Annotated in this window: 19 protein-coding genes; 9 read left to right on the top strand and 10 right to left on the bottom strand. The window is 63.3% G+C overall.

Annotated elements, in window-relative coordinates; all coding sequences use genetic code 11:
- Positions 1-130: 130 nt before the first annotated feature.
- On the bottom strand, positions 131-1,525 hold the full coding sequence (eglC, locus tag ATB98_RS07945) for an endo-1,3-1,4-beta-glycanase EglC (RefSeq protein WP_066871597.1): 1,395 nt from the start codon (positions 1,523-1,525) through the stop codon (positions 131-133).
- Between the two features lie 282 nt (positions 1,526-1,807).
- On the opposite strand from eglC, the gene ATB98_RS07940 reads away from it, so the two are divergent.
- Entirely contained in the window at positions 1,808-4,531 is a 2,724-nt protein-coding gene (locus tag ATB98_RS07940; RefSeq protein ID WP_066871817.1) for a PAS domain S-box protein, read from the top strand.
- Entirely contained in the window at positions 4,528-4,893 is a 366-nt protein-coding gene (locus ATB98_RS07935; protein ID WP_066871595.1) for a response regulator, read from the top strand. Before ATB98_RS07940 ends, ATB98_RS07935 begins: the two co-directional genes overlap by 4 nt.
- A gap of 115 nt (positions 4,894-5,008) precedes the next feature.
- Here the strand turns inward: ATB98_RS07935 and ATB98_RS07930 are convergent, their stop codons facing one another.
- Positions 5,009-5,263, bottom strand: a complete 255-nt coding sequence (locus ATB98_RS07930; RefSeq protein ID WP_066871593.1) for a helix-turn-helix domain-containing protein — start codon at positions 5,261-5,263, stop codon at positions 5,009-5,011.
- A gap of 386 nt (positions 5,264-5,649) precedes the next feature.
- Here ATB98_RS07930 and ATB98_RS07925 point away from each other — a divergent pair, with 386 nt between their 5' ends.
- From ATB98_RS07925 to ATB98_RS07920, 3 genes are all read left to right on the top strand, one after another.
- Positions 5,650-7,551 carry a potassium transporter Kup gene (locus ATB98_RS07925; RefSeq protein ID WP_066871588.1) on the top strand — a complete coding sequence of 634 codons (1,902 nt, stop codon included), beginning with the start codon at positions 5,650-5,652 and terminating at the stop codon, positions 7,549-7,551.
- Positions 7,552-7,879: 328 nt separating this feature from the next.
- Positions 7,880-8,260: a hypothetical protein gene (locus ATB98_RS29455; RefSeq protein WP_167354066.1), complete on the top strand. Its 381-nt coding sequence runs from the start codon at positions 7,880-7,882 to the stop codon at positions 8,258-8,260.
- A gap of 39 nt (positions 8,261-8,299) precedes the next feature.
- On the top strand, positions 8,300-10,120 hold the full coding sequence (locus ATB98_RS07920; protein ID WP_066871585.1) for an ABC transporter ATP-binding protein/permease: 1,821 nt from the start codon (positions 8,300-8,302) through the stop codon (positions 10,118-10,120).
- 124 nt (positions 10,121-10,244) lie between these two features.
- On the opposite strand, the gene queE is transcribed toward ATB98_RS07920, so the two are convergent.
- From queE to ATB98_RS07900, 4 genes are all read right to left on the bottom strand, one after another.
- Positions 10,245-10,982 (bottom strand): 7-carboxy-7-deazaguanine synthase QueE, encoded by a 738-nt coding sequence (gene queE / locus ATB98_RS07915; RefSeq protein ID WP_066871582.1) that lies wholly within the window; start codon positions 10,980-10,982, stop codon positions 10,245-10,247.
- Positions 10,979-11,335, bottom strand: coding sequence for a 6-carboxytetrahydropterin synthase QueD (gene queD, locus ATB98_RS07910; protein ID WP_066871579.1), 357 nt, complete (start codon positions 11,333-11,335; stop codon positions 10,979-10,981). Before queD ends, queE begins: the two co-directional genes overlap by 4 nt.
- Positions 11,335-12,045 carry a 7-cyano-7-deazaguanine synthase QueC gene (gene queC, locus ATB98_RS07905; protein WP_066871576.1) on the bottom strand — a complete coding sequence of 237 codons (711 nt, stop codon included), beginning with the start codon at positions 12,043-12,045 and terminating at the stop codon, positions 11,335-11,337. The genes queD and queC overlap by 1 nt, the downstream gene beginning before the upstream one ends.
- A gap of 188 nt (positions 12,046-12,233) precedes the next feature.
- Entirely contained in the window at positions 12,234-14,048 is a 1,815-nt protein-coding gene (locus ATB98_RS07900; protein WP_066871572.1) for an ABC transporter ATP-binding protein, read from the bottom strand.
- A 548-nt stretch (positions 14,049-14,596) separates the two neighbouring features.
- Here ATB98_RS07900 and galE point away from each other — a divergent pair.
- Positions 14,597-15,580 (top strand): UDP-glucose 4-epimerase GalE, encoded by a 984-nt coding sequence (gene galE, locus ATB98_RS07895; protein ID WP_066871814.1) that lies wholly within the window; start codon positions 14,597-14,599, stop codon positions 15,578-15,580.
- 39 nt (positions 15,581-15,619) lie between these two features.
- On the opposite strand, the gene ATB98_RS07890 is transcribed toward galE, so the two are convergent.
- From ATB98_RS07890 to ATB98_RS07875, 4 genes are read right to left on the bottom strand one after another with little or no spacing between them, the layout of a single operon-like run.
- On the bottom strand, positions 15,620-16,606 hold the full coding sequence (locus ATB98_RS07890) for an acyltransferase family protein (RefSeq protein WP_066871569.1): 987 nt from the start codon (positions 16,604-16,606) through the stop codon (positions 15,620-15,622).
- Between the two features lie 21 nt (positions 16,607-16,627).
- Positions 16,628-17,908, bottom strand: a complete 1,281-nt coding sequence (locus ATB98_RS07885) for an O-antigen ligase family protein (RefSeq protein ID WP_066871811.1) — start codon at positions 17,906-17,908, stop codon at positions 16,628-16,630.
- A 7-nt stretch (positions 17,909-17,915) separates the two neighbouring features.
- The gene (locus tag ATB98_RS07880) at positions 17,916-19,178 is read right to left on the bottom strand and encodes a polysaccharide biosynthesis/export family protein (protein ID WP_066871566.1); all 1,263 of its coding nucleotides are present in this window, start codon (positions 19,176-19,178) and stop codon (positions 17,916-17,918) included.
- 54 nt (positions 19,179-19,232) lie between these two features.
- Positions 19,233-19,916, bottom strand: a complete 684-nt coding sequence (locus tag ATB98_RS07875; RefSeq protein ID WP_066871563.1) for a sugar transferase — start codon at positions 19,914-19,916, stop codon at positions 19,233-19,235.
- Between the two features lie 777 nt (positions 19,917-20,693).
- Here ATB98_RS07875 and exoX point away from each other — a divergent pair.
- The 3 genes from exoX (at position 20,694) to ATB98_RS07860 (ending at position 23,407) form a co-directional block, all read left to right on the top strand.
- Positions 20,694-20,987, top strand: coding sequence for an exopolysaccharide production repressor ExoX (gene exoX, locus ATB98_RS07870; RefSeq protein ID WP_066871560.1), 294 nt, complete (start codon positions 20,694-20,696; stop codon positions 20,985-20,987).
- Between the two features lie 248 nt (positions 20,988-21,235).
- Positions 21,236-22,255: a glycosyltransferase family 2 protein gene (locus ATB98_RS07865; protein ID WP_066871557.1), complete on the top strand. Its 1,020-nt coding sequence runs from the start codon at positions 21,236-21,238 to the stop codon at positions 22,253-22,255.
- 687 nt (positions 22,256-22,942) lie between these two features.
- A complete protein-coding gene (locus tag ATB98_RS07860) occupies positions 22,943-23,407 on the top strand; it encodes a thermonuclease family protein (protein WP_066871554.1) in 465 nt (154 codons plus the stop codon).
- The last annotated feature ends 42 nt before the right edge of the window (positions 23,408-23,449 follow it).

Below are 23,449 nucleotides of genomic sequence, written 5' to 3'. Positions count from 1 at the left end.
CGCGCTGCCGCCTGCGGGGCGAAGGTGGGCGGCAGGCCGGATGAGGAGCGGACGCGGACGGCGCATTTCATGAGCTCATGCTCGAGCTCGGGGGCCGGCAGGCGCCGATCGGCAGAAAAACGCCGCGCGGTCAGACCATCCAGTCGTCGAGCGAATAGGCCTTGATGTAATCGATCTTCATTTCGGACCCGTCGACCAGCCCGTCGGTGGGCGCGCCGGCGATGCCGCCGACCGCGAGGTTGACGAGCATATACATCGGGTCATGCATGTCCGAGGGCGTATCGGCGCGTGCGACCGCGGCATCATCGAAGTACCAGACGATCTCGTCTTCCGTCCAAAGCACGCCGTATTTGTGGAATCCGCTGGTGTCGGCGACTTTCACGGAATTTATGACACTGGTCTGGGAGCCGGTTTCATTGGAATGCACGGTGGCGATAACGGTATTCGGGTCCTGCCCGCGCATTTCCACGACGTCGAGCTCCGGAGGCCAGGAGCCGTCGGCGGGAAGCAGCCAGAAAGCAGGCCAGGCACCCTGATCGTTGGGCATGTCGGCCCGCATTTCGAAATAGCCGTAGGTCTGGGAAAAGGACGAATAGGTCGTCAGCAGCCCGGACGTGTAATCATAGCCGTTGATCTCGGCCTGGATGGCCTCCGACGCCGGCGCGGCGGTGATCGTCAGCACGCCGTCCTTGACCGAAAACGGGTTGGCGGAGGCGGTCGGCTCATAGCTCGGATTGATGTACCATTGCAGTTCGCCATTTCCGGAAAGGCTGCTGCCCTTTTCCGGCGCCCACCAGAATTTGGCGTCCCAAACCCCGCTCGTGCCGCTGCGCAGTTGAAGGGTGTTGAAATCGTCCGAGAAGGTTTGCGTCAGGGCGGTGCGGTCCAGGGTCAACCGGAACTGGCTCGCCTGCAATTCGTCCGCAGTAGTGTTGGCGAAGACGAGACTTTCGCCATCAGCAAGGGAGAGCCTGAGGTTATCGCCCTCCTGGGCGACATTGGCCAAGACCTGCTGGAACGAGGTGAAGCCGTAGCCGTCGAGGCGAACGATGTCATCGAAGTTGAAATCGGTGATCAGGTCGCTTCCGTTGCCTCGCGCAAAGACGAAGGTATCGGACCCGCCCGCCCCGATCAGGACATCGTTGCCGCCGCGACCATCGATCGTCTGACTGCCCGAGCCGCCGGTGATGATGTTGTCGCCGCTGTTGCCGAAGGCATGGCGCCCGTTGCCGGTGACCGTCAGGTTCTCGAAATTCTCCGGCAGGGTATAGCTCATCCAGGTGTTTATGGTGTCGACGCCCTCACCCGGCGCTTCGGAGGCCCGGTTGATCCCCGAATAGAGATAGTAGATGTCGTCGCCCTTGCCGCCGATCATGGTGACGTTGACGGAACTGTCGCCGTACATGGAGTCGTTGCCGGCAGTCCCGTAGAGCGTTGGCCCGGATCCGGTGGCGGAAAACCACGCCTTCGAACTTCCGCTGTAGTAAAGCGGCGTTCCCAAGGCGTTCAGCACAGTTCTGCTCATGAGATTGTCTCCAGTTTGGTAATCGATCTCCCCCACAACCCCGAAGTCAGAAAGCCTTTCACCTGGACAACCTAGCATCGACGATGGGCGGGGGTCTACAGTCGAGCTGTGTCGTTGCTGTGACAGCCCGGCGCCTGATCGATCCTGGCTTGGTGGAAAATGCTGCATAGTTTCAAGGTGTTACAGCCGGACGATGCCGCAATCGGCGGCCGTCGCGTGCAGGACCGGAACAAACGCGCAGCAGTCGCGTTTTCCCGCGTTACGGTGGCTGCGGAGGGAACGATGGGCAGCGCGGAGGCTCGACCCAACAGTTCGACCGAAAAGATCGGTGCAGGAAGAGCGTTGGGGGCGCTTGCGGTGCTCGATGCGCTTCCGGTCGCGGTCTACGCCACAAACGCCGAGGGAATTATCGTCTATTGCAACCGTGCCGCCGCCGAGCTCGCCGGGCGCCAGCCTCAGATCGGGCAGGACCGGTGGTGCGTCTCCTGGCGGCTGCTCTGGCCGGACGGGTCGCCGCTTCCGCACGACGAGTGTCCGATGGCGCGGACCCTCAAGGAAGGCAGACCGATCAGGGGAATGGAAGTGGTCGCGGTGCGGCCGGATGAATCGACCGTCCTGCTTATGCCCCATCCGACGCCGATCTTCGATGAGTCGGGGGCGCTCGCCGGTGGGGTCAACGTCCTCGTCGACTTCAGCGGCCGCCGGAGCGCCGCGCCGACTTCCGATTATCTTGCCGCGGTCGCCGAGGCCTCCGACGACGCGATCGTGGCGAGGCATGCCAACGGCATCATTACGGGCTGGAACCCCGGTGCCGAGCGCCTGTTCGGCTATCCCGCCGATGAGGCCATGGGGCGGTCGATCACCATTCTGACGCCGGCGGGCTATGAGAACGAGGAGCCTGAAATCCGCGAGCGCTCCCGGGGCGGCGAGCGGATCGAGCGCTATGAGACGAAGCGCCGGCGCAAGGACGGTACGCTCATCGACGTCGCGCTCACGGTTTGCCCCGTGCGCGATGCTGAGGGCCAGGTCATCGGCGCCTCCGAGATCATCCGGGACATCACCGAAAGCAAACGGGCCGGGGAGACGCTCGCGACCCGCTTGCGCGAGCAGGCTGCGCTCCACGTGCTCACCGAAAGGCTGCAGCGGGTCACGGACATCGTGGCGATTTACGAGGCGGCGCTTGACGCCATCCAAACCGCATTGAACTGCAGCCGCGCCTCCATATTGCTGTTCGACGCGGCGGCGATGATGCGGTTCGTCGCCTGGCGCGGCCTTTCGGAGCGCTACCGGCAGGCCGTCGACGGGCATTCCCCCTGGACGGCGGATGCGAGGGATCCGGAACCGATCTTCGTCGAAGACATCGCAAGTGCCGAGATTTCCGATGCGCTTCGGCAGGCCATCGTGGCGGAGGGCATCGGTGCGGTCGGCTTCATCCCGCTGGTTGCGGAAGGCAAGCTGATCGGCAAGTTCATGACCTATTACGACGCGCCGCACGGCTTCGCGGACACCGAGATCAGCGTGGCCCTGACCATCGCACGGCAGCTCGGCTTCAGCATCCAGCGCATGCGGACCGAGCAGGCGAAGCGGCAGGCGGAAGAACAGCTGCGTCGCAACGAAGCCAGCGAAAGGGCGCGGGCCGCCGAGTTGGTGGCGATCATGGAGGCGGCGCCGGCCCTGATCTGGATCGCACGAACGCCCGACTGCCGGGTCATCGGCGGCAACCGGTGCTCCTATGAGATGTTGAGGCTGCCGCCCGACAGCAATCTTTCACTCTCCGCTCCGCCCGGCGAACGGCCAGGCAATTTCCGTGTCTTCGTCGCAGGGAGAGAGCTCCCGCCGGAGGAACTGCCCTTGCAGCGTGCCGCGCGCGGCGAGGAGGTGAAGAATTTCGAGGAAGAGATCCGTTTCGACGATGGGACGTCCCGCTATGTCTTCGGCAATGCGACGCCCTTGCGCGATGCCGCCGGCGAAGTGATCGGCGCGGTCGCGGCCTCCGTAGACATCACCGAACGCAAGCAGACGGAGGAAGCGCTGCAGAACAGCGAGCGGCGGCTGCAGATCGCGCTCGGCGCCGGACGGATGGGAGCCTGGGAGTGGAACCTCGACAGCGGCCAGGTGATCTGGTCGCCCGGCCTCGAGGCCCTTCACCACCGCGAGCCCGGAACGTTCGGAGGAACGCTCGCCGATTTCAAGCAAGACGTCCATCCCGAGGATCTTGCCCTTATCGAGCGGGAGCTCGCCAGCGCTATCGAGACCCGCGGAGACTATCATTGCATCTATCGGATCACGACCCCCGATGGGGCGATCCGCTGGATGGAAGCATTCGGACAGTTTTCGCCGCGCAGCGGCTCCAGCATGGGACGCCTGACCGGCGTCTGCATGGACATCACGGAACGCAAGGAGGCCGAGGCGCAGCGCAACATGCTCGTCGCGGAGCTCAGCCATCGCGTGAAGAACACCTTGGCGATCGTGAGCTCGATTTCGAGGCAGACCTATTCGACCAATCCCGACGCCCATGACGCGCACCGGTCCTTCGACGCCCGCATCCGGGCGCTGGCACAGACGCATACGCGCCTGGCAGAGGCAAGCTGGTCCGGGGTCTCGCTGGAAACCGTGCTGTCGGATGAACTGGCGCCCTATCACAACAACACGAAGAACAACGTGGCGCTTGCGGGCCCACCCACGAAGCTGCCGCCCAAGCATGCTCTGACCCTCGGCATGGCGGCGCATGAGCTTGCCACCAATGCGGCAAAGCACGGGGCGTTGTCGGTCAAGAGCGGCAATGTCGAGGTGGGGTGGACGATCGCCGCAGGCGATCGCCTGCAGATCCGCTGGAGCGAGGCGGGCGGACCGCCTGTCCTGGCGCCGACACACAACGGCTTCGGCCGCCTCCTCCTGGAGCGTGTCGTCGCCTCCGACCTCGGGGGCGAAGTTCATCTCGAATTCGCACCGCAAGGGCTGATCTGCACGATTGACGTTCCCTACCCGCTGGAAACGCCCCGATGACGCTAACCGGACGATGCCGGGTTCTCGTCGTTGAAGACGAGTTTCTCGTGGCGCTGCAGATCGAGAACGATCTTGCCGCCGCCGGCTACACGGTGGTCGGGCCGTTCACGAGCCTCAGCGCATCGATTGCAGCCTCCCGTGCGGAGCACTTCGAAATCGCGACCCTCGACCTCAATCTGCGCGGCGAGTTCGTCTATCCCCTCATCGACGAACTCGTCGCACGATGCATACCGATCCTGCTGTTGACGGGCTATGCCGATTCGGACCTGCCGGAACGGTTCCGCGCGCTTCCCCGGCTGGGGAAGCCGTTCGACGGATCGCTACTGGTCAGGAAGATCGCGGAGCTGCTTCCTGCCGAATGACGCCACGGCTCGCGCGTCTGCGAAGCGACACGAAGCGCATGCTTGCGCGGGAAAGCCAGCTGTTACCGGGAATTGGCAGTGGCACGCCGGCGCGAAAAAGCGCCGGCCGCTCTTGTCATTGCATATCGGTGGGCAGAAAATCCGAAAGCGGCACCTGCAGGGCGCCGGCAATGCGTTTCAATTTGGCTGGAGTGAAGTCCCGGCCGCTTTCAATGTCGCTGATTTCGATATTGGCAAGGCCGCAGGTGACGGCAAGGTCCTCGATACTGTAGCCGACGGCCTCCCGCGCGGCCTTGACGCGGGCAGCAATGTCGCCCTGGCTCATGAGAGAGGCTTGGTTATCGCTAATATTGGTGGGTGAAATAGACATAAATGTCTCCTCTCTTGGCATGAAATTCTTGCGAATTTGCTGTTGAGTGCGGGCGACACGCGCCTGATGATGGCGGTAACGTTTTATGTCATTGCTGTAACATGAACAAGCCGAAATTACGCCTGTGCACCGTTACCCGCGCTCGAATGCTTGAGCGGCAACTGCCGGTGGCGCAGAGCCGCGGCATTGCAATCTGCAGACAGGTCCGGCGAATCGTGATCGCGGACCCCCTCGACGCCATCCCGGTCGCGAATCGAGCGGGGCCCACGCGCGGCGGAAGAAACTTCCCTCCGGCTCGAGGCGTTGTGCGGTGAGAACTTGTCCGGTAGCACTTAACATAAGCATCGGTACCGGTTATGCCGCCGCCGATGCGCCAGGGGGAACCGATGACGACGTCCATGGACCACGCGCCCGCACAGGCGAAGAACCTGCGCCAGTTTCTGGTCCTTACCCTTGGATCGATCGGCGTCGTCTACGGCGACATCGGGACGAGCCCGCTCTACGCCTTTCGCGAGGCGCTCCGCCCCTTTGCGGCGGAGGGGGTCGATCGCGCTGAGGTCATCGGCCTCATTTCGCTGATGATCTGGACGCTGACGATGATCGTCACCTGCAAATACGTGCTGTTCCTGCTTCGCGCCGACAACGACGGCGAGGGTGGCACGCTCTCGCTCCTGGCGCTGCTCATGAGACGGGCGCCGCGCTATACGACGGGCATGTTCGTGGCGGGCATACTGGGCGCCGCCCTCTTTATCGGCGATGCCATGATCACGCCGGCGCTGTCGGTGCTTTCTGCCGTCGAGGGATTGCGGCTCGTCACGCCCGGGCTTGACGATTACGTCCTGCCGATCTCGGCCGCGATCATGGTGATGCTGTTTGCCGTGCAGTCCCGCGGCACTGGCGCCGTCTCGAGCTTCTTCGGGCCGATCACGCTCATCTGGTTCGTGGTCATGGGGGCGGCGGGCGTTGCCCATGTCGGCGATGACCTGGCCATTCTCGCGGCCTTCAATCCGGTTCATGCGGTCACCTTTTTATGGAACGCAGGTCTCGTGGGATTCATCGTGCTCGGCGCCGTCTTCCTTACCGTGACCGGCGCCGAAGCGCTCTATGCCGATCTCGGCCACTTTGGGCGCCAACCGATCCAGGCAGCCTGGTTCGCCGTCGTGTTTCCAGCGCTCGCCCTGAACTATCTCGGACAGGGCGCGATGGTGCTGTCGCATCCGGAAGCCATGTCCGATCCATTTTTCCTGATGTTCCCGAAGTGGGCTCTCCTGCCGGTGGTGATTCTCGCCACCGCCGCAACGATAATCGCCAGCCAGTCGGTGATCACGGGAGCGTTTTCGCTGGTGCGGCAGGCGATCCATCTCGGCTTCCTGCCGAGATTCGAGATCTGCTACACGTCGGAGACGCAGACGGGCCAGATCTACCTGCCCCTGGTCAACAGTGCGCTGCTGATCGGGGTGCTCGTCCTCATGTTCGTGTTCGGCAGTTCCGAATCTCTTGCCCCGGCCTACGGCATATCGATCACCGGCGCGATGATCATCGACACGATCCTCGCCTTTGCGTTCGTCCGCTATTTGTGGAGCTGGTCCTTGCCGGCCGCGACCGCGTTCCTGCTTCCCCTGTTCCTGCTCGAACTGGTCTTTCTCGGCGCCAACCTGTTCAAGGTCCACCACGGCGGCTACGTGCCCATCCTTTTCGCCGGCCTGATGATGACGCTGATGTGGACCTGGCGAAGGGGCGTCAGGATCCTGCGCGAAAAGACGGCCCGCCAGGATGTGCCGCTCGGCACCTTCATAGCGGCGGTCGAGCGAAAGTCCGAACACGCTCCCGTGGTGGTGCCGGGCACCGCAATCTTCCTGACCGCAACGCCCGACATGACCCCGGCGGTCCTGTTGCACAACATCAAGCACAATCACGTGCTGCACGAGCACAACGTCATCCTGACGATCAAGACCGCCAGGGTGCCTTATGTTCCGGAGAAGGACCGCTACACGCTGACGAGACTCTCCGAACGGTTCAGCAGGCTTGAACTGCGCTTCGGCTTCATGGACGACCCGAACGTCTCGCGGGCGCTCGCGCGGTGTCGCAAGGAGGGCTTCAAGTTCGAGATCATGACGACGTCGTTCTACCTCGGCAGACGCAAGCTCGTTCCAGACCCGAAGTCGAACATGCCCCACTGGCAGGACAGGCTGTTCATTGCGCTGGCGGACTCGGCGATCGACCCGACCGACTATTTCCATCTGCCGGCAAATCGGGTCGTCGAACTGGGCGAGCAAGTGATCGTCTGACGCACGCAGCAGCCCGACAACTCGAATCCGCACTCGGGTGAGTCGCTGCCGCCGGCAAGCCGGCCGCGCCCGAAAGGCCGTCACAGGCCTTCAAAAGCTGGGGAATACTTCTCGTTCGCGGAAACAGCGCGCAGAGGATCGACGGGTCGGCAGGCGTCCGTTCCGCAGCCGAAATCGTGAATGCAATCAAGGCTTCACACGCCGCAGCGGCACCCCGGCCAGGGCCTATCCTCCGGGTGCGCGATTGAGAACGCCACGCGCCACGCGTCAAAATCTATTTCCAGTGGGCGCCATTGGCCATACACTACATCTCATGGATGTTTTTAAATTGGCTGCATTTCAGCACCTATTCCTTTTCAGTGGCATGTTTGCTTTGGACGGGCTGCTGCTCGGCACTGAATCGGGTATGGCGACGGCAGTCCTGAAATCGGATGAATTTCCGCATCGAAGATTGCCATCTTTCCTGAAGCCGTGCATCGCCCAGTCAGTCTCGGAATTGCTGCGCGACTGTTTCAGCCGCGTGGCCGAGCGAGCTCACAAAATCCCTGGAGCCTTTTGCAGTCCGGCGGAAACGCCCGACGTCGCAGAAATGCAGCAAGAACAAACGGGTAGAGCGGTAGCGCAAACGCATGTGCGCGCATTCCGCTCCCGTCCTTCTGTTCGTGCGCCGTGCTCACCGATCGGCCCGGCGTACCGGCTGTCGGGATAGGGCTGGCGGGGGCGCCAGGCAATGGAAGGGGGACCAGCGATGGGAAAGCAATCCGGCAAGAGAGCCGCGCCACGGCCACCGGCGGGGACACCGGAAGGCAGCACTCTCTGGCAGCAGTTCGAGATGATGCGCCGCGCCTTTGTCGCCTCGCCGGTTCTGAAGCCGATACTGTGGCTGACAGCCGGCAGTCTCACCGTCATCGTCGCGACCGCGGTCGGCCAGATCGTCCTCAACCGCTGGTACAGGCCTTTCTTCGACGCGATCGAACGCCGCGATCTCAACAGCTTCTTCTATCAGCTCATGTTGTTCGTGGTCATCGCCGGCGTTCTCCTGGTGTTCAACGTCACCCAGCAATGGCTCAACCAGATGGTGCGGCTGAAACTGCGCGAAGGTCTGACGCTCGACCTGATCGGTGAGTGGATGCGGCCGCGGCGTGCCTTCCGGCTCGCCAATGGAAGCGCGATCGGCAACAACCCCGACCAGCGGATGCAGGAGGATGCCGGTCACCTCGCCGACCTCACCACCGGTCTCGGGTTCGGGCTGGTGCAATCGTCGATCTTGCTCGCCTCCTTCGTCGGCGTGCTCTGGTCGCTTTCGTCCGACTTCGCCTTCCAGATCGGCGGCAGGTCGCTGGAGATACCGGGCTACATGGTCTGGGCGGCGATTCTCTACGCCGGCTCGGCGTCCTGGCTGAGCTGGCTCGTCGGACGGCCGCTGATCGTCCTCAACGGCGAGCGCTACGCCCGGGAGGCCGATCTGCGCTTCTCGATGATGCACGCCAACGAGCATATCGACGGCATCTCGCTTGCGGGCGGCGAGGCCGGAGAGCGCCGGAGACTGGAACTTGATCTCTCATCCGTGCTTGGCGCCATGCGCAACATCTTCAGGACCGAGATCAACCTTGCCTGGGTCCAGGACGGCTACGGCTGGGTCACCGTGGTCGCGCCGATCCTCGTCGCAGCACCGGTCTATTTCGCCGGGAACATCAGCTTCGGCGGCCTGATGATGGCGGTCGGCGCCTTCAACCAGGTGCATGCGTCGCTCAAGTGGTTCGTCGCCAATGTCAGTGCCATCACCGACTGGCGGGCGACGCTCCTGCGCGTCGCTGCATTCCGCCGTGCCCTGGTCATGGCCGATGCCCTGAACGACGAGGAGAAGCGAATAGAATTCGTCGAGAACGCCAGCAACAAGCTGACGTTCGACAATCTCGAGGTGGCCTCCGCGTCGGGAGGCACCAGGCTTGCCGAAGGTCACGTCGAGATCGGCCCCGGCCAGCGGGTCATCATCAGTGGCGGATCGCGCGCCGACAAGACGTTGCTCTTCCGGGCACTGGCCGGGCTCTGGCCCTGGGGAAGCGGACGCGTGGGCATACCCGCCGACGACGGGGTGGCCTTCATCCCGCGCGCACCCTATTTCCCCCGCGGTCGGTTGCGCGACGCCCTCGCCTATCCGCACCCCGACACCTTCCCGGATACGGCCCTCGCCAGCGCTCTGTACAAGGTCGGGCTCGACCACCTCTCATCATCGCTCGATCGCCAGGCCCGCTGGGAACGCGAGCTCGGTGATGACGACCAGCGCCTGCTCGCCTTCGCCCGGCTGCTTCTGCAGAAGCCGCGCTGGGTGATCATCGATGAAGCGCTCGAGACGATGGAAAGTGAGGCGCTGAAGCGGGCGCTTGCGATCTTCGAGACCGACCTGCGGGAAACGGCGGTCATCAAGATCGGCCGCACGCCGCGGCACGGGGCGCTGTTCTCACGCGTGATCCACCTGATCAAGGATGGTGAAACCCCGCTTCTGCAACCGGTCAGACTCGGCGGCGGCATCGCTGAGATGGAAGTGGCCGTGCGCGGCGCGCCTTGAAAGAAGGAGTGAGGCCGAGCTTTCAGAGCACCGGAGCGGATGTGCTCACATGCGTTCGCGCCACCGCTCCATCTGTTTGTTTTGCCGCATTTTTGCGACGTCGGGTGGTTCCACCCGAAATGCTCTAGACGCCTCGCTTGTTGCCCCAGATGAGGACGTGCAGTTGCGGCAGCACGCGCGCTTCGAGCCATCTGTCTTCGGCGGCCTTGTCGACCAGCCAGCGCATCCGCTCCAATATGCCCTCGACGTCGATCGGCGCGTCATCCGCATCGGGTGGCGGGGGCGTGTGGTTGCAGGGCTGCAGGTATACCGGCAAGTGCGGATAGCGGGCGGCAGCCGCCCTGGCATAGGCGTAGTCCGCCTCGTCGAGGACGACGATCTTCAGGACAGTCTGCGGCCTGCCTTTGGACAGGCGAAGACAGGCGTCGAAAGCCTCCCAGTCCGTTTCCATACCGCTCGAGGGCGGCTTCGGGCTGAGGACGAGAACGTCGAGTTCGGCGAACCAGTCGCGGGCAACCGAGCCTTGCGTCTCGAGCGCGAAGCGATAGCCCTCTTCGTGGCCGCGATCGATCAGTCCGCCGAGCGGCTGGATCGCCGGGTTGCCGCCCGAAAGCGTCACCATCACCGGGCTGCCGCCGGAAAGCCGCACGACCTCCTGCCACACGTCCTCGGTCGACATGGCGCGCCAGTCTTCGCGGTATTCGCTGTCGACGGCATGGAGGCTGTCACACCAGGAACAGCGATAGTCGCAGCCGCCCGTCCGGACGAACACCGTCGGCAGGCCGATCAAGATCCCCTCGCCCTGAATCGTCGGTCCGAAGATCTCGCTGACGCGGATTTCCGCCGGTCGCACGCTGGTCATGGCCGATATTCCGCCCAGGTCTTCGCCGTCTCGCTGACGCGGACTGCGGTCGTCTCGGGAAGCCGAGCCTTGCACCATTCGTAGAAATGCCGCGCCAGGCATTCCGCCGTCACCCGGTCGTGGCCGAGCACCTCGTTCAGGTGGCGGTGGTCGAAGGTCTCGTCGATATAGTGCTTCAGCGGAGCGAGCTCGTGGTAATCGCGCACGAAACCATGCTCGTTCAGCGTTTCCGCCGAAAGCTCGACTTCGACGACGTAGTTGTGCCCATGCAGCCGCGCGCATTGATGCTCCGGCGGCAGGCTCTTGAGCTGATGCGAGGCGGAGAAGTGGAATTCCTTGGTGATGCGGAACATCAGCGCACCTCCTCGGCGGCAAACGCGCCGGTGGCCGCGACCCAGAAGTCCGGATCCTCATAGTCGGTCGGATCGGCCACGCCCGCGAGATGAAAGGCCTCGCGCCGCTCGACGCAGGTGCCGCAGCGGCCGCAATGGCGGGCGCCGCCCTTGTAGCAGGACCAGGTCTCGGCAAAGGGCGTGCCGTGCTTCGCCCCGTCGGCAACGATGTCGGCTTTCGAGACATTCACGTACGGCGCATGGAGGGTGACGTCCGCATATCCCTCGAGCGCATGGTCTTGCATCGCTTGGAAGGCATTGATAAAGCCCGGCCGACAGTCCGGATAGATGAAGTGGTCGCCGCCGTGTACTGCGGTTGCGACCGCATCGGCCTTGCGGGCCGCGGCGACGCCGAAGGCGATCGCCAGCATAATGGCGTTGCGGTTCGGCACCACCGTCGCCTTCATCGTCTCTTCCGCATAGTGGCCGTCCGGCACGTCGACGTCGTCGGTCAGCGCCGAGCCGGTGAGATGACGGCCGATCTCGCGGATGTCGATGACCTCGTGCGGAACGCCGAGGCGCTTGGCGCAGGCGGCTGCAGAATCCAGCTCCTTGCGGTGCCGCTGGCCGTAGTCGAACGACAGGAGCCCGACGAGCTCGCGTTCCGCCGCCACCCTGTGTGCGAGCGAAACGGAATCCAATCCGCCGGAGCAGATTACGATTGTCTTCATGATAGGTGTCCTTGTTTTGACCGGGTAGGCTGCGACCGGAGTGTTACCTGCCGGCCTTTTAGGTCAAAGAGGACCATTTGTGAATGGCCGGCCGGTTGAGGACGCGAAAATCTGCTCGCCCGGCCGACGCATGCTCCAAGTTCGGACGCGGGATGCGCTTTTCCTGATCCCGCACCCGGCTTCCGTCCTCAGCCTTGACTGAGGACGAGGCCCTTGGTCAGTTCCAGCGCCTGCCGCTCGAACAGGCTGCGGTAGATGCCGCTCTGCATCCGGATGAGCGTTGCATGGTCGCCCTCTTCCGCGATCCGGCCGCGGTCGAAGACCAGGAGCCTGTCGAGCGCGCGCACGGTCGACAGCCGGTGGGCGATCACCAGCGTCGTGCGGCCGGTCATCAGCCGTTCCATCGCTCTCTGGATCAGCACCTCGGATTCGGAATCGAGGCTGGACGTCGCCTCGTCGAGAATGAGAATCGGCGCGTCCGCCAGGAAAGCTCGGGCAATCGCGACGCGCTGGCGCTCGCCGCCGGAAAGCTTGACGCCCCGCTCGCCAACCATGGTTGCATAGCCTTTCGGCAGGCCCGTGATGAAGTCGTGCGCGCTCGCCAGACGCGCGGCCTCCTCGATCTCGTGCTGCGTCGCGCCGGGACGCCCGTAGGCGATGTTCTCGGCAAGCGAGCGGTGGAACAGGATCGGTTCCTGCTGGACGATGGCGATCTGCTGGCGAAGCGACGCCTGCATGCTGCCGGCGATGTCCTGCCCGTCGATGAGAATCTGGCCCGATTTGACGTCATGCAGCCGCTGGATCAACTTCACGAAGGTCGTCTTTCCCGAGCCCGAATGTCCGACGAGGCCGACGCGCTCCCCGGCGCGGATCGTGACCGAGAATCCGTCATAGAGCGGCGCCCGATGGGCTCCATAGTGAAAGGTCACGTTGCGGAACTCGATCCTGCCGTCCGTGATCTGGATCGGCCGCGCTCCCGGACGATCTTCGACGCCGAGCGGCTGGGCATGGATGGCGACGAGTTCCTCCATGTCGTTGACCGAGCGCTGCAGGTGCCGGATATCCATGCCGATCTCCCGCAGATAACCCTGCAGGATGAAGAAGGAGGTGAGCACGAAGGTGATGTCGCCGGCGCTCGCCTCGCCCTTTGTCCAGAGCAGCAAGGCAAAACCGATGATCGCTGCACGGACCAAGAGCAACATCGCACCTTGCGTGGTGCCGTTCAGCGTCCCGCGCGACCAGGTACGTCGGGTGCGGTTCTCCCACTTGCGGAGCACCTTCGCCAGTCGCGCCTCCTCGCGCTTCTCCGCGCCGAACCCCTTGACCAAGGCATTGCAGCTCACCGCGTCGGCGAGCGCGCCGCCAAGCCGCGTGTCCCAGCGGTTGGCGAGGCTCGCCATCGGCGCCACATAGCCGAGCGACAGCAGGACGGTGACCGCTATGAAGAGGACCGACCCAAGGCCGACGATCGCGCCCATGATCGGCCAGTGCCAGGCCATCAGCGCCGTCGAGCCGATGAGCATCACGACCGAGGGGAACAGGGCGACGAGCAGCGTGTCGTTGAAGAGGTCCATTGCCCACATGCCACGCGTCACCTTGCGCACGGTCGAGCCGGCGAAGCTGTTGGCGTGCCATTCGCTGGAAAAGCGCTGAATGTGGTGGAAGGCAGCAGTCGCGATATCGGACATCATCCTCAATGTCAGGCTGACGATGATCATGATGGCGGCATGCTTGAAGACGATGGCGCCAAGTGAAAGGGCCATCATGATCAGGAAGGCCGTGAGCGCGGCATTCCATGCGATCGCATCGCTCGCCGCACCCGAGACGATGGCATCCACCAGACGGCCGGCATAGAGCGGCGTCAGCACATCGGCAAGTGTGGCCAGGAGCACTGCACCAAGGATGCCGGCAAGTCGCACCGGCTGTCTCTTCCAGTGCGCCCAGGAAAAGCGAAAAACATTGCGGAAGGCGCGATCGCGCGCCGCAAAACGAGTAAACGCCATAGGATTTGCCCGGTGGCAAAGCACCGGCCTCAATATCTGATCAGCAAGGGAATGCCGCCCGGAAGAATGCGCGTGCGGCATTGATGAAACGGCGCCGTCTCCAAGAAAGGACGGGCCAGACGGTGCGGGATCCGTCGGCAATCAGGAAGCGCAGGCGCTCCCGGTCACGAAGTCAGGATCGTGGACCGCCCACCAGGGAGAAGGAAAAGCCTGTCATCGTAACCTCCCTGATCTGATTGCCGGAAAGCTGCTTATAGTTGAATCGATCCCACACGCCAAGCGTGTTTCTTGCATTCTTCGCGTTGCCGACCATGAGGTGCTGCATGTTTGCCACAGTTGCCGGCACTCGCAGTGACTGCCAGTGTGCTCTGACCTGACTGCAAAATGCTCCAACGACTCCGGCGAAATTTTGACGAATTCCTGCGAAGCTGTTGAAAAGGCCGGGACCTTGCGGAAACCTCATACGGCGTTGGAAATTTCGCCGCTATTCCTTGCGAGGCCTATGCCGTTCCTGTCGAAGTTCAGTTGTCAGTCCCAAGAGGTTGCCCGTGCAGAACAACAACATCCTTGTCGTCGGCGGTGCCGGCTATATCGGCTCCCATACCTGCCTCCAGCTCGCCGCGAAGGGTTACCAGCCCATCGTCTACGACAACCTCTCGAACGGCCACGAGGAATTCGTCAAATGGGGCGTTTTGGAAAAGGGCGACATTCGCGACCGGCAACGGCTCGACGAGGTCCTCGCGCGTCATAAGCCGCGCGCGATCCTGCATTTCGCGGCGATGATCGAGGTCGGCGAATCGGTCAAGGACCCGGCCGCCTTCTACGACAACAACGTCATCGGCACGCTGACTCTGCTGTCGGCGACGCTTGCCGCCGGCATCGACGCCTTCGTCTTCTCGTCCACCTGCGCGACCTACGGCCTGCCCGACAGCGTGCCCATGGACGAAAGCCACAAGCAGGCGCCGATCAACCCCTATGGCCGCACCAAGTGGATCTGCGAGCAGGCGCTGAAGGACTACGACCTCTACAAGGGCCTGCGCTCCGTCATCCTGCGTTACTTCAACGCCGCAGGCGCCGATTTCGAAGGCCGCATCGGCGAATGGCACGAGCCGGAGACCCATGCGATCCCGCTCGCGATCGAAGCTGCGCTCGGGCGGCGCGAGGGCTTCAAGGTCTTCGGGACCGACTACGACACCCGCGACGGGACTTGCGTGCGCGACTATATCCACGTGCTCGACCTGGCGGACGCGCATGTGCGCGCCGTCGACTATCTGCTCCAGGGCGGCGAGAGCGTCGCGCTCAACCTTGGAACCGGCACGGGGACGACCGTGAAGGAACTGCTGAGCGCGATCGAGAAAGTGGCAAGGCGGCCGTTCAATGTCGGCTATGCCGAGCGCCGCGCGGGCGATTCGACGACGCTGGTCGCCAACAACGACAAGGCGCGGCAGGTGCTCGGCTGGGAGCCGCAATACGACCTCGCCGCGATCACCGAATCGGCCTGGAACTGGCACTCGCGTCAGAACCACGGCTGATTTCCGCGCCGGCCGCTCTTCGCCCCGTCGCGTATCTCTTCATGCGGCGGGTGCTGCCCGGGCACGGCCGAGGGCGACGAGCGGGCGTTCGAGCATCGCATAGGCGACGAGGCCAAGAAGCGTCCCGGCGATGACGGCCGCGGCCATGACCAGCAAGGGATCGAGACCGATCGCCGCGCCCGCCTTGGCAACCACCGAGATCGCAAAGGTGTGCCAGAGGTAGATCGAATAGGAAGCGTTGCCGAGGAGATGCGGCAGCCTCATCACCGGCACGCAGCCATGCGCTTCGAGCGTCAGCACGCCGAGGACGAGGGCAATGGCCAGCGGCCCGATCGTCAGCTCGTCAAAGGGGAGCCGCAGCAGCGCAATGAGGCTGAAGCCGCCGAGCGCGCAGCCAATGAGCCCCGAACCGGCGCCGAGCAACGGCACCCTGCCCTTCAGCCACAGCTCGCCAAGGATCATGCCTGCGACGAACTCCAGGATGACGGGCCGCGTATAGGTCAGCAGGATCGCGTCGTCGAAGCTGGCGGCAAGACCCGCGGCGACCAGCGCGACGAACAGGCCGGCGACGACCGGCAGCCGCCAGTGGCGCGGCATGAAGAGCGAGGCCGCGAACACCGCGTAGAAAAGCATTTCGTAAACGAGCGTCCAGCCCTGCACGAGCACGGGCCAGATTTCGCCATTGCTCGGGGAACGTGCCGGAACGAAGAACAGCGATGCGAGAACATGCTCCAGCGTCAGGACCAGGTTGGGGAAAAGGCCCGCCAGCGCTCCGGCGACCATCACTCCCGTCGCGAGCCAGTAGACGGGGACGATACGGCGGATGCGATCGGCGATGAAGCGGGCGGGGGTCAAGGGCCGGCGATCGCTGATGACCCACATGATGAAGCCGCTGATGACGAAGAAGACGTCGACGCCCGCCGCGCCGATCGTGAAGCGATGGCCGGTCTTCTCAGCGGCGTGAAAGATCACCACGGCGAGCGCCGCCGCGGCCCGCAGATATTGAATTCCGTGGATCGTGTTCATCGACAGCCTCTGCCTGTGGCATCACGCTTTGAATCGGGGCCTGTATGGGATGAGGCGCTGCTCTTCCGGCCAGGGCCAGGTGGTGGCCGGCGCGCGGCGCGCAATCGTCAGCTTGCCCGCGATGAAATACAGCAGGAAGGAGCCGACGTGGTAGGGGTTCATGATGTCGATCTCGACGAAGGCGCGAATGAGAAGCAGCGTCGCGACGCCGAAGAGCACCATGGATTCCGGATCGCGATCTTCCGACAGCACGCGTTTCAGCTGCCCGAGAACGGCCGTGACCAGTACCATGGTCAGGAGAACCAGGCCGATCAGGCCTGTCTCGACGGCGGCCTCGATGAAGGTGTTGTGGAAATGGAAGCCGCCGCGCGCGGTGATGTAGAATTCTTCCCACAAGCGCTCGGCCTCGGAGAAGCCCTGCACCCAATAGGCCTGGTAGCCGATGCCGATGATGGGCGACGCTGCCGCCGCCTCCATCCCCTGCTGCCAGAGATAGGTGCGGCCTGTGAGCGTCGAATCCTTGCCGAATGCGCCGAGGATCAGATCGACGCCGCCCCCATAGACCATCGCGACGCTGGCAACGGCGCCGAAGGCGGCGACGCCGAGGAAGAGGCCTTTGCGGCTCGAGGGCCGGAGGGCGATTATCGCCCGCATACCGACGCAAAGACCGATGACCGCGCCGCCCGTGATCACCGAGGTCGCCGATTGCGAGGCGAGAAGGGAATAGGCGGAGAGTGCTCCGGCCACCCCCGTCACGCCGGTCCACAGGCCCCGCTCCCCCAGGATGAAGAGGGCGGCGAAGGCGAAATAGATGCCGAGGGAGGCATAGAAGCCCAACTGGTTCTTCGACGCGAAGGCGCCGACGAAGCTGAACGTCCCGTCCAGCGGATCGTAATGGTAGACGCCGAAGAGGAGCGAATAGACGAGCACGATGGTGACGCCGGCGATCATCCCGCGCGTGAGCGTGCGGATGTCGATCGTCCGCATCGCGATCAGCGCGCAGACGACGTGGCTGAAATATTGAATGCCGGTCCTGAGCGTCACGCCGGGCGCGGCCGACCAGAACATGGAGAGGCAGGCGAAGACGGTGAAGGCGAGGATCCAGAGATACCTGGCGTAGCTGCCGAGGACCCTTTTATAATCGACGAGAACCAGCGGCAGCCACAGGCCGTAATAGGCGAGGATAGAAACCTGCCCGAAGCGGGTCGAATAGGCGAAGACGAAAAGCGACAAGGCCACGGCTGCGGTGCCGTAGACCTCATTCGCTCCCGGGCTGACCAGGCTCGCCTTCGCTATTCTCATGCCGGCCTCACCGCATCGCCACCGCGGCATTCACCTTGATCACGTCTCCGGGCAGCACCGGGGTGTTCTCGTCCGCCGGGATTTCCGCCGGCTTGCCGTCCTTGTCGCGGATGATCGAATAGCTGATGGTCGCGGCCTGTTGCTCGAGTTGGGCCGCTTCCGCCGATTGCATCAGCGCCTCGGTCATCAGATCCCGGCTGGTGCCGAGCTTCAGGGTGAGCGTGTCGAGCTCGGCCTCGGTGTTCTGCAGCTCCTGGGCGAGCTGCGCATCCCAATCGTTGCGGATGTTCGTCTCGTCCTGCGCAGCCTTGGTCAGGTCCTGCTTGGCCTTGAGCGACTGGGAGTCGATGTCGAGCAGCTGCGACTGCACGTCCGCGACGCGCTGTTCGAGCGAAAGCTTGCGCTGGCTCAGCGCCAGGCCCTTTTCGGCGAGGCCGTCGACCTTTTCGAGGTCTTCCGTGGCGAGATCGAGCTGGCGCTGCTGGGTTTCGGATTTCTTGCCGAGCGATTCGATCTCGCTTTGCAGGAGAGACTTCAGATCCGCCAGCGCGGCGAGTTGCAGCTTCTGGCGCCTGTCGCGCGATTCCATCAGGGCCGCCTCGCTTTTGAGCAGCTTGTCCGCACCGGGGACGTTCTTCAGCTCCTCGGGCAGCGTGATCGCATCGCGCCTGGCGATTTCGGCCTGGAGGCGGGCGCGGCGAATGAGCAGCCGGCTGCGCTCGGCGGCCTGTACGGCGGAGTCGCCGCTGGCATTGATGAAGTCGCGCGCGAAGCGCTGGCCTTCGGCGCGCCGCAACCCTCCGCCGAGGCTGACTGCCTTCAGCACGGTCATATTGGGCGCATAGGGGTACTCACCGGGGGTCTGCACCTCGCCGGAGATATAGATCGGGCGGTACTGCGCCATCTCGACCGACGCGGAGGGGCGGTCCCTGAGGCCGAAGAGCTTTTGCAGCTTGACGCCGATCTCGTCGGCGACTTCCGTCGTCGTGCGGCCGGACGCGGCGAGGTCGCCGACGAAAGGCAGGGAAACATTGCCGGAGGGTCCGACCGTATATTCGCCGCTGACGGCCGACCAGTCGCGGACCGAGCCTTCGGCGGTCTGCCATTCGGCCACACGGACCCTGAGCTTGTCCATGACGCCGAGACGATAGTCTTCGGCCAGAGCCATGGTCGCCGCCGAGGCGGTCAACGCCGCGACGAGCGCAAGGCGGGCAAAACAGGAGAGCGTGCGGGAACCAGCGGTTGTCCCTGAAATTCTGAAGAAGCGCATTTGGGGATTTTCCCGTTGCTTGACGTCGTCCCGGTCCGGGTCGGCGTCAAGGTTTCAATAGCTGCCGCGGGAGAAGCAGACGGCGGGGATGGTCTTGAAGACGATGACAAGGTCGGCGAGGAGCGACCAGTTCTGGACATATTGCGTATCGAAGGCCACGCGGGTGGCATAGGATACGTCGTTGCGGCCGCTGATTTGCCAGAGGCCCGTCAGGCCCGGACGCGAACGCAGATAGAAGACGGCTGCCGAATCATAAAGCTCGAGCTCGTCTTCGACCACCGGACGGGGGCCAACGACGCTCATTTCACCGCGAATGATGTTGAGGAGCTGCGGCAGCTCGTCGAGGCTGAGCTTGCGCAAAACGCTTCCGACGACGGTCACGCGCGGATCGTTCTGCAATTTGCGGGTGGTGCGCCACTCCTCGTAGGCGGTGGGATTGGCGTTGAAATAATCCTTCAGCACCCGGTCGCCGTTTTCCACCATGGTGCGGAACTTGAGGCACTTGAAGGTCTGGCCGTTGTGGCCGATTCGGCGATGCCCATAGAAGACGCTTCCGCCGTCGGAAAACTTCACGAGGGCCATGACAAGCAGGAAGATCGGGCTGAAGAGGATGAGTGCCAGGGAGGCTGCAAGGACGTCGAAGCTCCGTTTTGCCATGCCCCCGATCGGCGACCGGATTGCTCCGGTATCCTCGGGAATGAAAAACGGCGAACTGGCCGAGCGAGTCGCGGACTTCATAGAGGTGACTCCATTTTAGTTTGGCGATTGTCGGTCCCGTGGGACGGGGCTCGTCTAGCGCGAGTGTATGGTGAGAATTTGATTTTTGAAGGCGGAATGATGGCAGCCTCCGTGAGGCCCGAACGCAAGCCGCCCCGGCGCCGTCTCGTGCGTGAATATTACCAACCGTTAATTATGGCGGTTGCAAATCATACCCAGGATAAGTCGTTACGGGATTGCGACGTCGAAATAACCATTCGGATTAGTTATTTCGGACTATCAAGTATATTGAATGGTATGATTTTTTTGCACTGACCAAGGCGGCGGCGACTGGCGCACGGAATTGACGGGGAGCATTTTTCCGCCGGATTTTTGCACCGCATCATTATGTTGCGCTGCACATATTCTCGAATGAAAGCGGCAGGATTTGTAACAAAAGTTGATCGGCGAAGACGCTCATGGCGGAAGCCAAAAGATGCAGCATTCAGAACCACTTCGCGTTTTCCCGGCAAATTTTGGGGGATTGCAGCCCGAGTCACCCAGACACGCGGGATTCGCGGAGAAATTTCATACCAAGGATATAGGGCTTACCGCCGATTGCATCCATGCGAGTCGTTCGCAATCGAACAAATGCCTAAAGATCACCGAAAGGTTTTCCGGGCTATGATCGGCAGTGACAAAGTACGGTTTTGCATGTTGAAGCGAAAAGCCTCGACTAATATACTGGTTGACGGCAGGAGGAGCGACGGAGGGGTCCAATGACGGTCGCAACCGAAAACGGAAGGGCGGCGTAGCGCTATGTTCGCACCGCGCGTTTTTGCAAGCATGATTGGCGCCCTGGCGGCTTTCGCCGTGGCGACCTACTTCCTGACCGGTTCGCTCGCCTCGACGGCCTATCAGACTCTGATCTGCGCCGTGCTCATGCAGGTTGGCTATTTCGTCGCCATTCTGTTCCTCGTCTGGAAAGAGTCGCGCGAGCGACGCAAGCTCTCTCCGAGCAAGGTGCCCGTCGCTTCGGAGCAGGCAAATGACGAGAAGAAGCCGGGCAAGGTTTCCCTGCGTCCGCTGGACCGCCCTCACCTCAATCCATGACGCCGCCGGCTTAAGCGCTTTGCGCTTTCTTCGCAACCGCAAAAAAAATTTCACCTTTGACGTGTTTGCGACATGATCGCGCGCCATGGTCCTGCCGCGCTCCGCGTCACCCCGGGTATGCGGCGCCGCAGAACCTTGATTCGCTGCATGATTCCCGTCCGTAGACCGGTTCGTACAGACGGGTTCATGCAGGACGTCCGGCGGAGCCTGCTCCACGCCGGCGCATCCGTTGACACGCTGGAGGCCTCATGACCGCAGCCGCAAACATCTGCATCATCATCGCGGCGAAGAATGCCGCCGACACGATTGCCAGGGCGATCCGCTCGGCGCTTGCCGAACCGGAAGCGGCGGAAATCGTCGTTATCGACGACGGCTCGACCGACGGTACCGCCGCTGCGGCACGCGCTTGCGACGATGGGACGGGGCGGCTGAACGTCGTTCGGTTCGATGAGAACCGCGGGCCCGCCGCGGCACGCAATCACGCGATCTCGATCTCGCAGTCCCCGCTTCTCGGCGTGCTCGACGCGGACGATTTCTTCCTCCCCGGCCGTCTGCGGCAACTTCTAGCCCACGGAGACTGGGATTTCATCGCCGACAACATCGCCTTCATCGATGCCGCCCAGGCGGCAAGCGCGCATGGCAGGGTCGACCGCTTCGCCCCAAGCCCGCGGCTCATCGATCTTGTCGGCTTCGTCGAAGGCAATATCTCGCGGCGCGGCGTCCGGCGCGGCGAGATCGGTTTCTTAAAGCCGCTGATGCGGCGCGCCTTCCTCGACCAGCACGGACTTCGCTATGACGAGAGCCTGCGTCTCGGAGAAGATTACAACCTTTATACGCACGCGCTCGCGCGGGGGGCGCGCTACAAGATCATCCACAGTTGCGGCTACGCCGCCGTCGTGCGCGGCAATTCGCTGAGCGGCAGCCACAGAACGGACGACCTAAAGCGCCTCTACGAGGCCGACCGCGCAATCCTCGCCGAAACCCCGTTGAACCGCGAGGCCGAGGCAGCGTTGTGGCGGCACGAACGCCATATTCGCGACCGTTACGAATTGCGCCATTTCCTGGATCTCAAGAACGAGCAGGGTTTCGGCAGCGCGCTCGGCTATGCCTTGACCCACCCGGCCGCGCTGCCCGCCATCATCGGCGGCATTTTCGCCGACAAGACCGAACGCTTTCGCCGCCCGCGCTCACCGGCCCCCTTCGCCCTCGGCGGCAAGGGCGACGTCCGCTATCTGTTCGAGGCGTTCGCGAGCGACGGCCCGAAATAGTGGCCTTCACCTCGGCGGCTGCGACGGCGACCTTGCAATTACCTCCACCGATAACCACTTATGCCAGGATGGATTTCCGGGTTCGTGTTGGCGCAGCGCCGACCGGCCGGGCGGAATTCTCGGGCCCGCGCGACCACGGATGTACTGGCAGGGCGGGCGAGCGAGATGAAAAAGGTCGGCTTAGCCCGGCCTTTTTTGTTGCCGAAATGGACGCGGCAGGAACGGTTTCCCCTACCCCGCGTTTACCGCATCGATGGCAGCAATATGGAGTTGCGCGATGAAAGGTATCATTCTCTGGCTGATGGGCGTCCCCCTGATCGTTATTATCCTGCTTTACATGTTTGTGTTCGACTGAACCCGTGAGCGGCAGCCGTTTTCCCGTGGCTGTCAAAGGTGCTGCATGTCTCCCCGGTTCGGCCTCGATTTAACGACAATGACATGCGGCAATTGAAGCGCTGCGGCCCCTTCCGCCTCCGACAAGACGCGCGGCGCCGCAGCGCAAAAATCTGCGACCGCAATGTCTTCCGCCCATAGTTTTGCCCATAGTTTTGAAGGATGCGAAGGCAGTCCCTTCTGAGTTAGCCTGATCGGCGACGAGGGCATGAGGAACGGGGCATGACCGGCGCTGAGATCGCTCCCGATGACGAGGGAGCGCGTGCTAATTCATCCGGGTCGACCGGAGAAGCAATGCGCATCGCCATGGCGGTGCTCACCTGCCTCGTGCTCCCCCACGGCGCCACCGCGGCGGAGCCCGTCGTTGGCACCGCCTCCGTGATCGACGGCGATACCATTGAAATCGGTGGCCAACGCATCCAACTTAATGGCGTCGATGCGCCGGAAAAGTGGCATGTCTGCCTCGACGAATCGGGCGCAGACTACCGGTGCGGAGCGGAGTCGGCTTCGGCGCTTGCCGCATTTCTGTCGGCCTCCCGTCCGACCCGTTGTGAGTTCGTCGGACGCGACCGCCATGGCCGCCCGAAGGGAACGTGCTTTCGGGCCGACGGCATGGACGTAAACCGCTGGCTGGTCGAGACCGGTAACGCCGTCGACCGGGAGACTCATGGCAACGGCCTTTACGCCTCTGCCCAGGAGATCGCGCGCTCGGCCGGTGCGGGAATCTGGCGCGGACAAATCGACTCCGGGTCACGATGATTTTAGACCGAATCGACCTAAGATCATTGCAATCGATTTCTA

This window comes from Sinorhizobium saheli, assembly GCF_001651875.1.
Lineage (GTDB): Bacteria > Pseudomonadota > Alphaproteobacteria > Rhizobiales > Rhizobiaceae > Sinorhizobium > Sinorhizobium saheli.
This window is presented reverse-complemented; position numbering and strand designations above follow the sequence as displayed.

Bases quoted from the DNA above. Each gene is read 5' to 3' on its own strand.
- eglC (WP_066871597.1), bottom strand. From the start codon at position 1,525: ATGAGCAGAACTGTGCTGAACGCCTTGGGAACGCCGCTTTACTACAGC.
- ATB98_RS07940 (WP_066871817.1), top strand. From the start codon at position 1,808: ATGGGCAGCGCGGAGGCTCGACCCAACAGTTCGACCGAAAAGATCGGT.
- ATB98_RS07935 (WP_066871595.1), top strand. From the start codon at position 4,528: ATGACGCTAACCGGACGATGCCGGGTTCTCGTCGTTGAAGACGAGTTT.
- ATB98_RS07930 (WP_066871593.1), bottom strand. From the start codon at position 5,263: ATGTCTATTTCACCCACCAATATTAGCGATAACCAAGCCTCTCTCATG.
- ATB98_RS07925 (WP_066871588.1), top strand. From the start codon at position 5,650: ATGACGACGTCCATGGACCACGCGCCCGCACAGGCGAAGAACCTGCGC.
- ATB98_RS07920 (WP_066871585.1), top strand. From the start codon at position 8,300: ATGGGAAAGCAATCCGGCAAGAGAGCCGCGCCACGGCCACCGGCGGGG.
- queE (WP_066871582.1), bottom strand. From the start codon at position 10,982: ATGACCAGCGTGCGACCGGCGGAAATCCGCGTCAGCGAGATCTTCGGA.
- queD (WP_066871579.1), bottom strand. From the start codon at position 11,335: ATGTTCCGCATCACCAAGGAATTCCACTTCTCCGCCTCGCATCAGCTC.
- queC (WP_066871576.1), bottom strand. From the start codon at position 12,045: ATGAAGACAATCGTAATCTGCTCCGGCGGATTGGATTCCGTTTCGCTC.
- ATB98_RS07900 (WP_066871572.1), bottom strand. From the start codon at position 14,048: ATGGCGTTTACTCGTTTTGCGGCGCGCGATCGCGCCTTCCGCAATGTT.
- ATB98_RS07890 (WP_066871569.1), bottom strand. From the start codon at position 16,606: ATGAACACGATCCACGGAATTCAATATCTGCGGGCCGCGGCGGCGCTC.
- ATB98_RS07885 (WP_066871811.1), bottom strand. From the start codon at position 17,908: ATGAGAATAGCGAAGGCGAGCCTGGTCAGCCCGGGAGCGAATGAGGTC.
- ATB98_RS07880 (WP_066871566.1), bottom strand. From the start codon at position 19,178: ATGCGCTTCTTCAGAATTTCAGGGACAACCGCTGGTTCCCGCACGCTC.
- ATB98_RS07875 (WP_066871563.1), bottom strand. From the start codon at position 19,916: ATGAAGTCCGCGACTCGCTCGGCCAGTTCGCCGTTTTTCATTCCCGAG.
- exoX (WP_066871560.1), top strand. From the start codon at position 20,694: ATGTTCGCACCGCGCGTTTTTGCAAGCATGATTGGCGCCCTGGCGGCT.
- ATB98_RS07865 (WP_066871557.1), top strand. From the start codon at position 21,236: ATGACCGCAGCCGCAAACATCTGCATCATCATCGCGGCGAAGAATGCC.
- ATB98_RS07860 (WP_066871554.1), top strand. From the start codon at position 22,943: ATGCGCATCGCCATGGCGGTGCTCACCTGCCTCGTGCTCCCCCACGGC.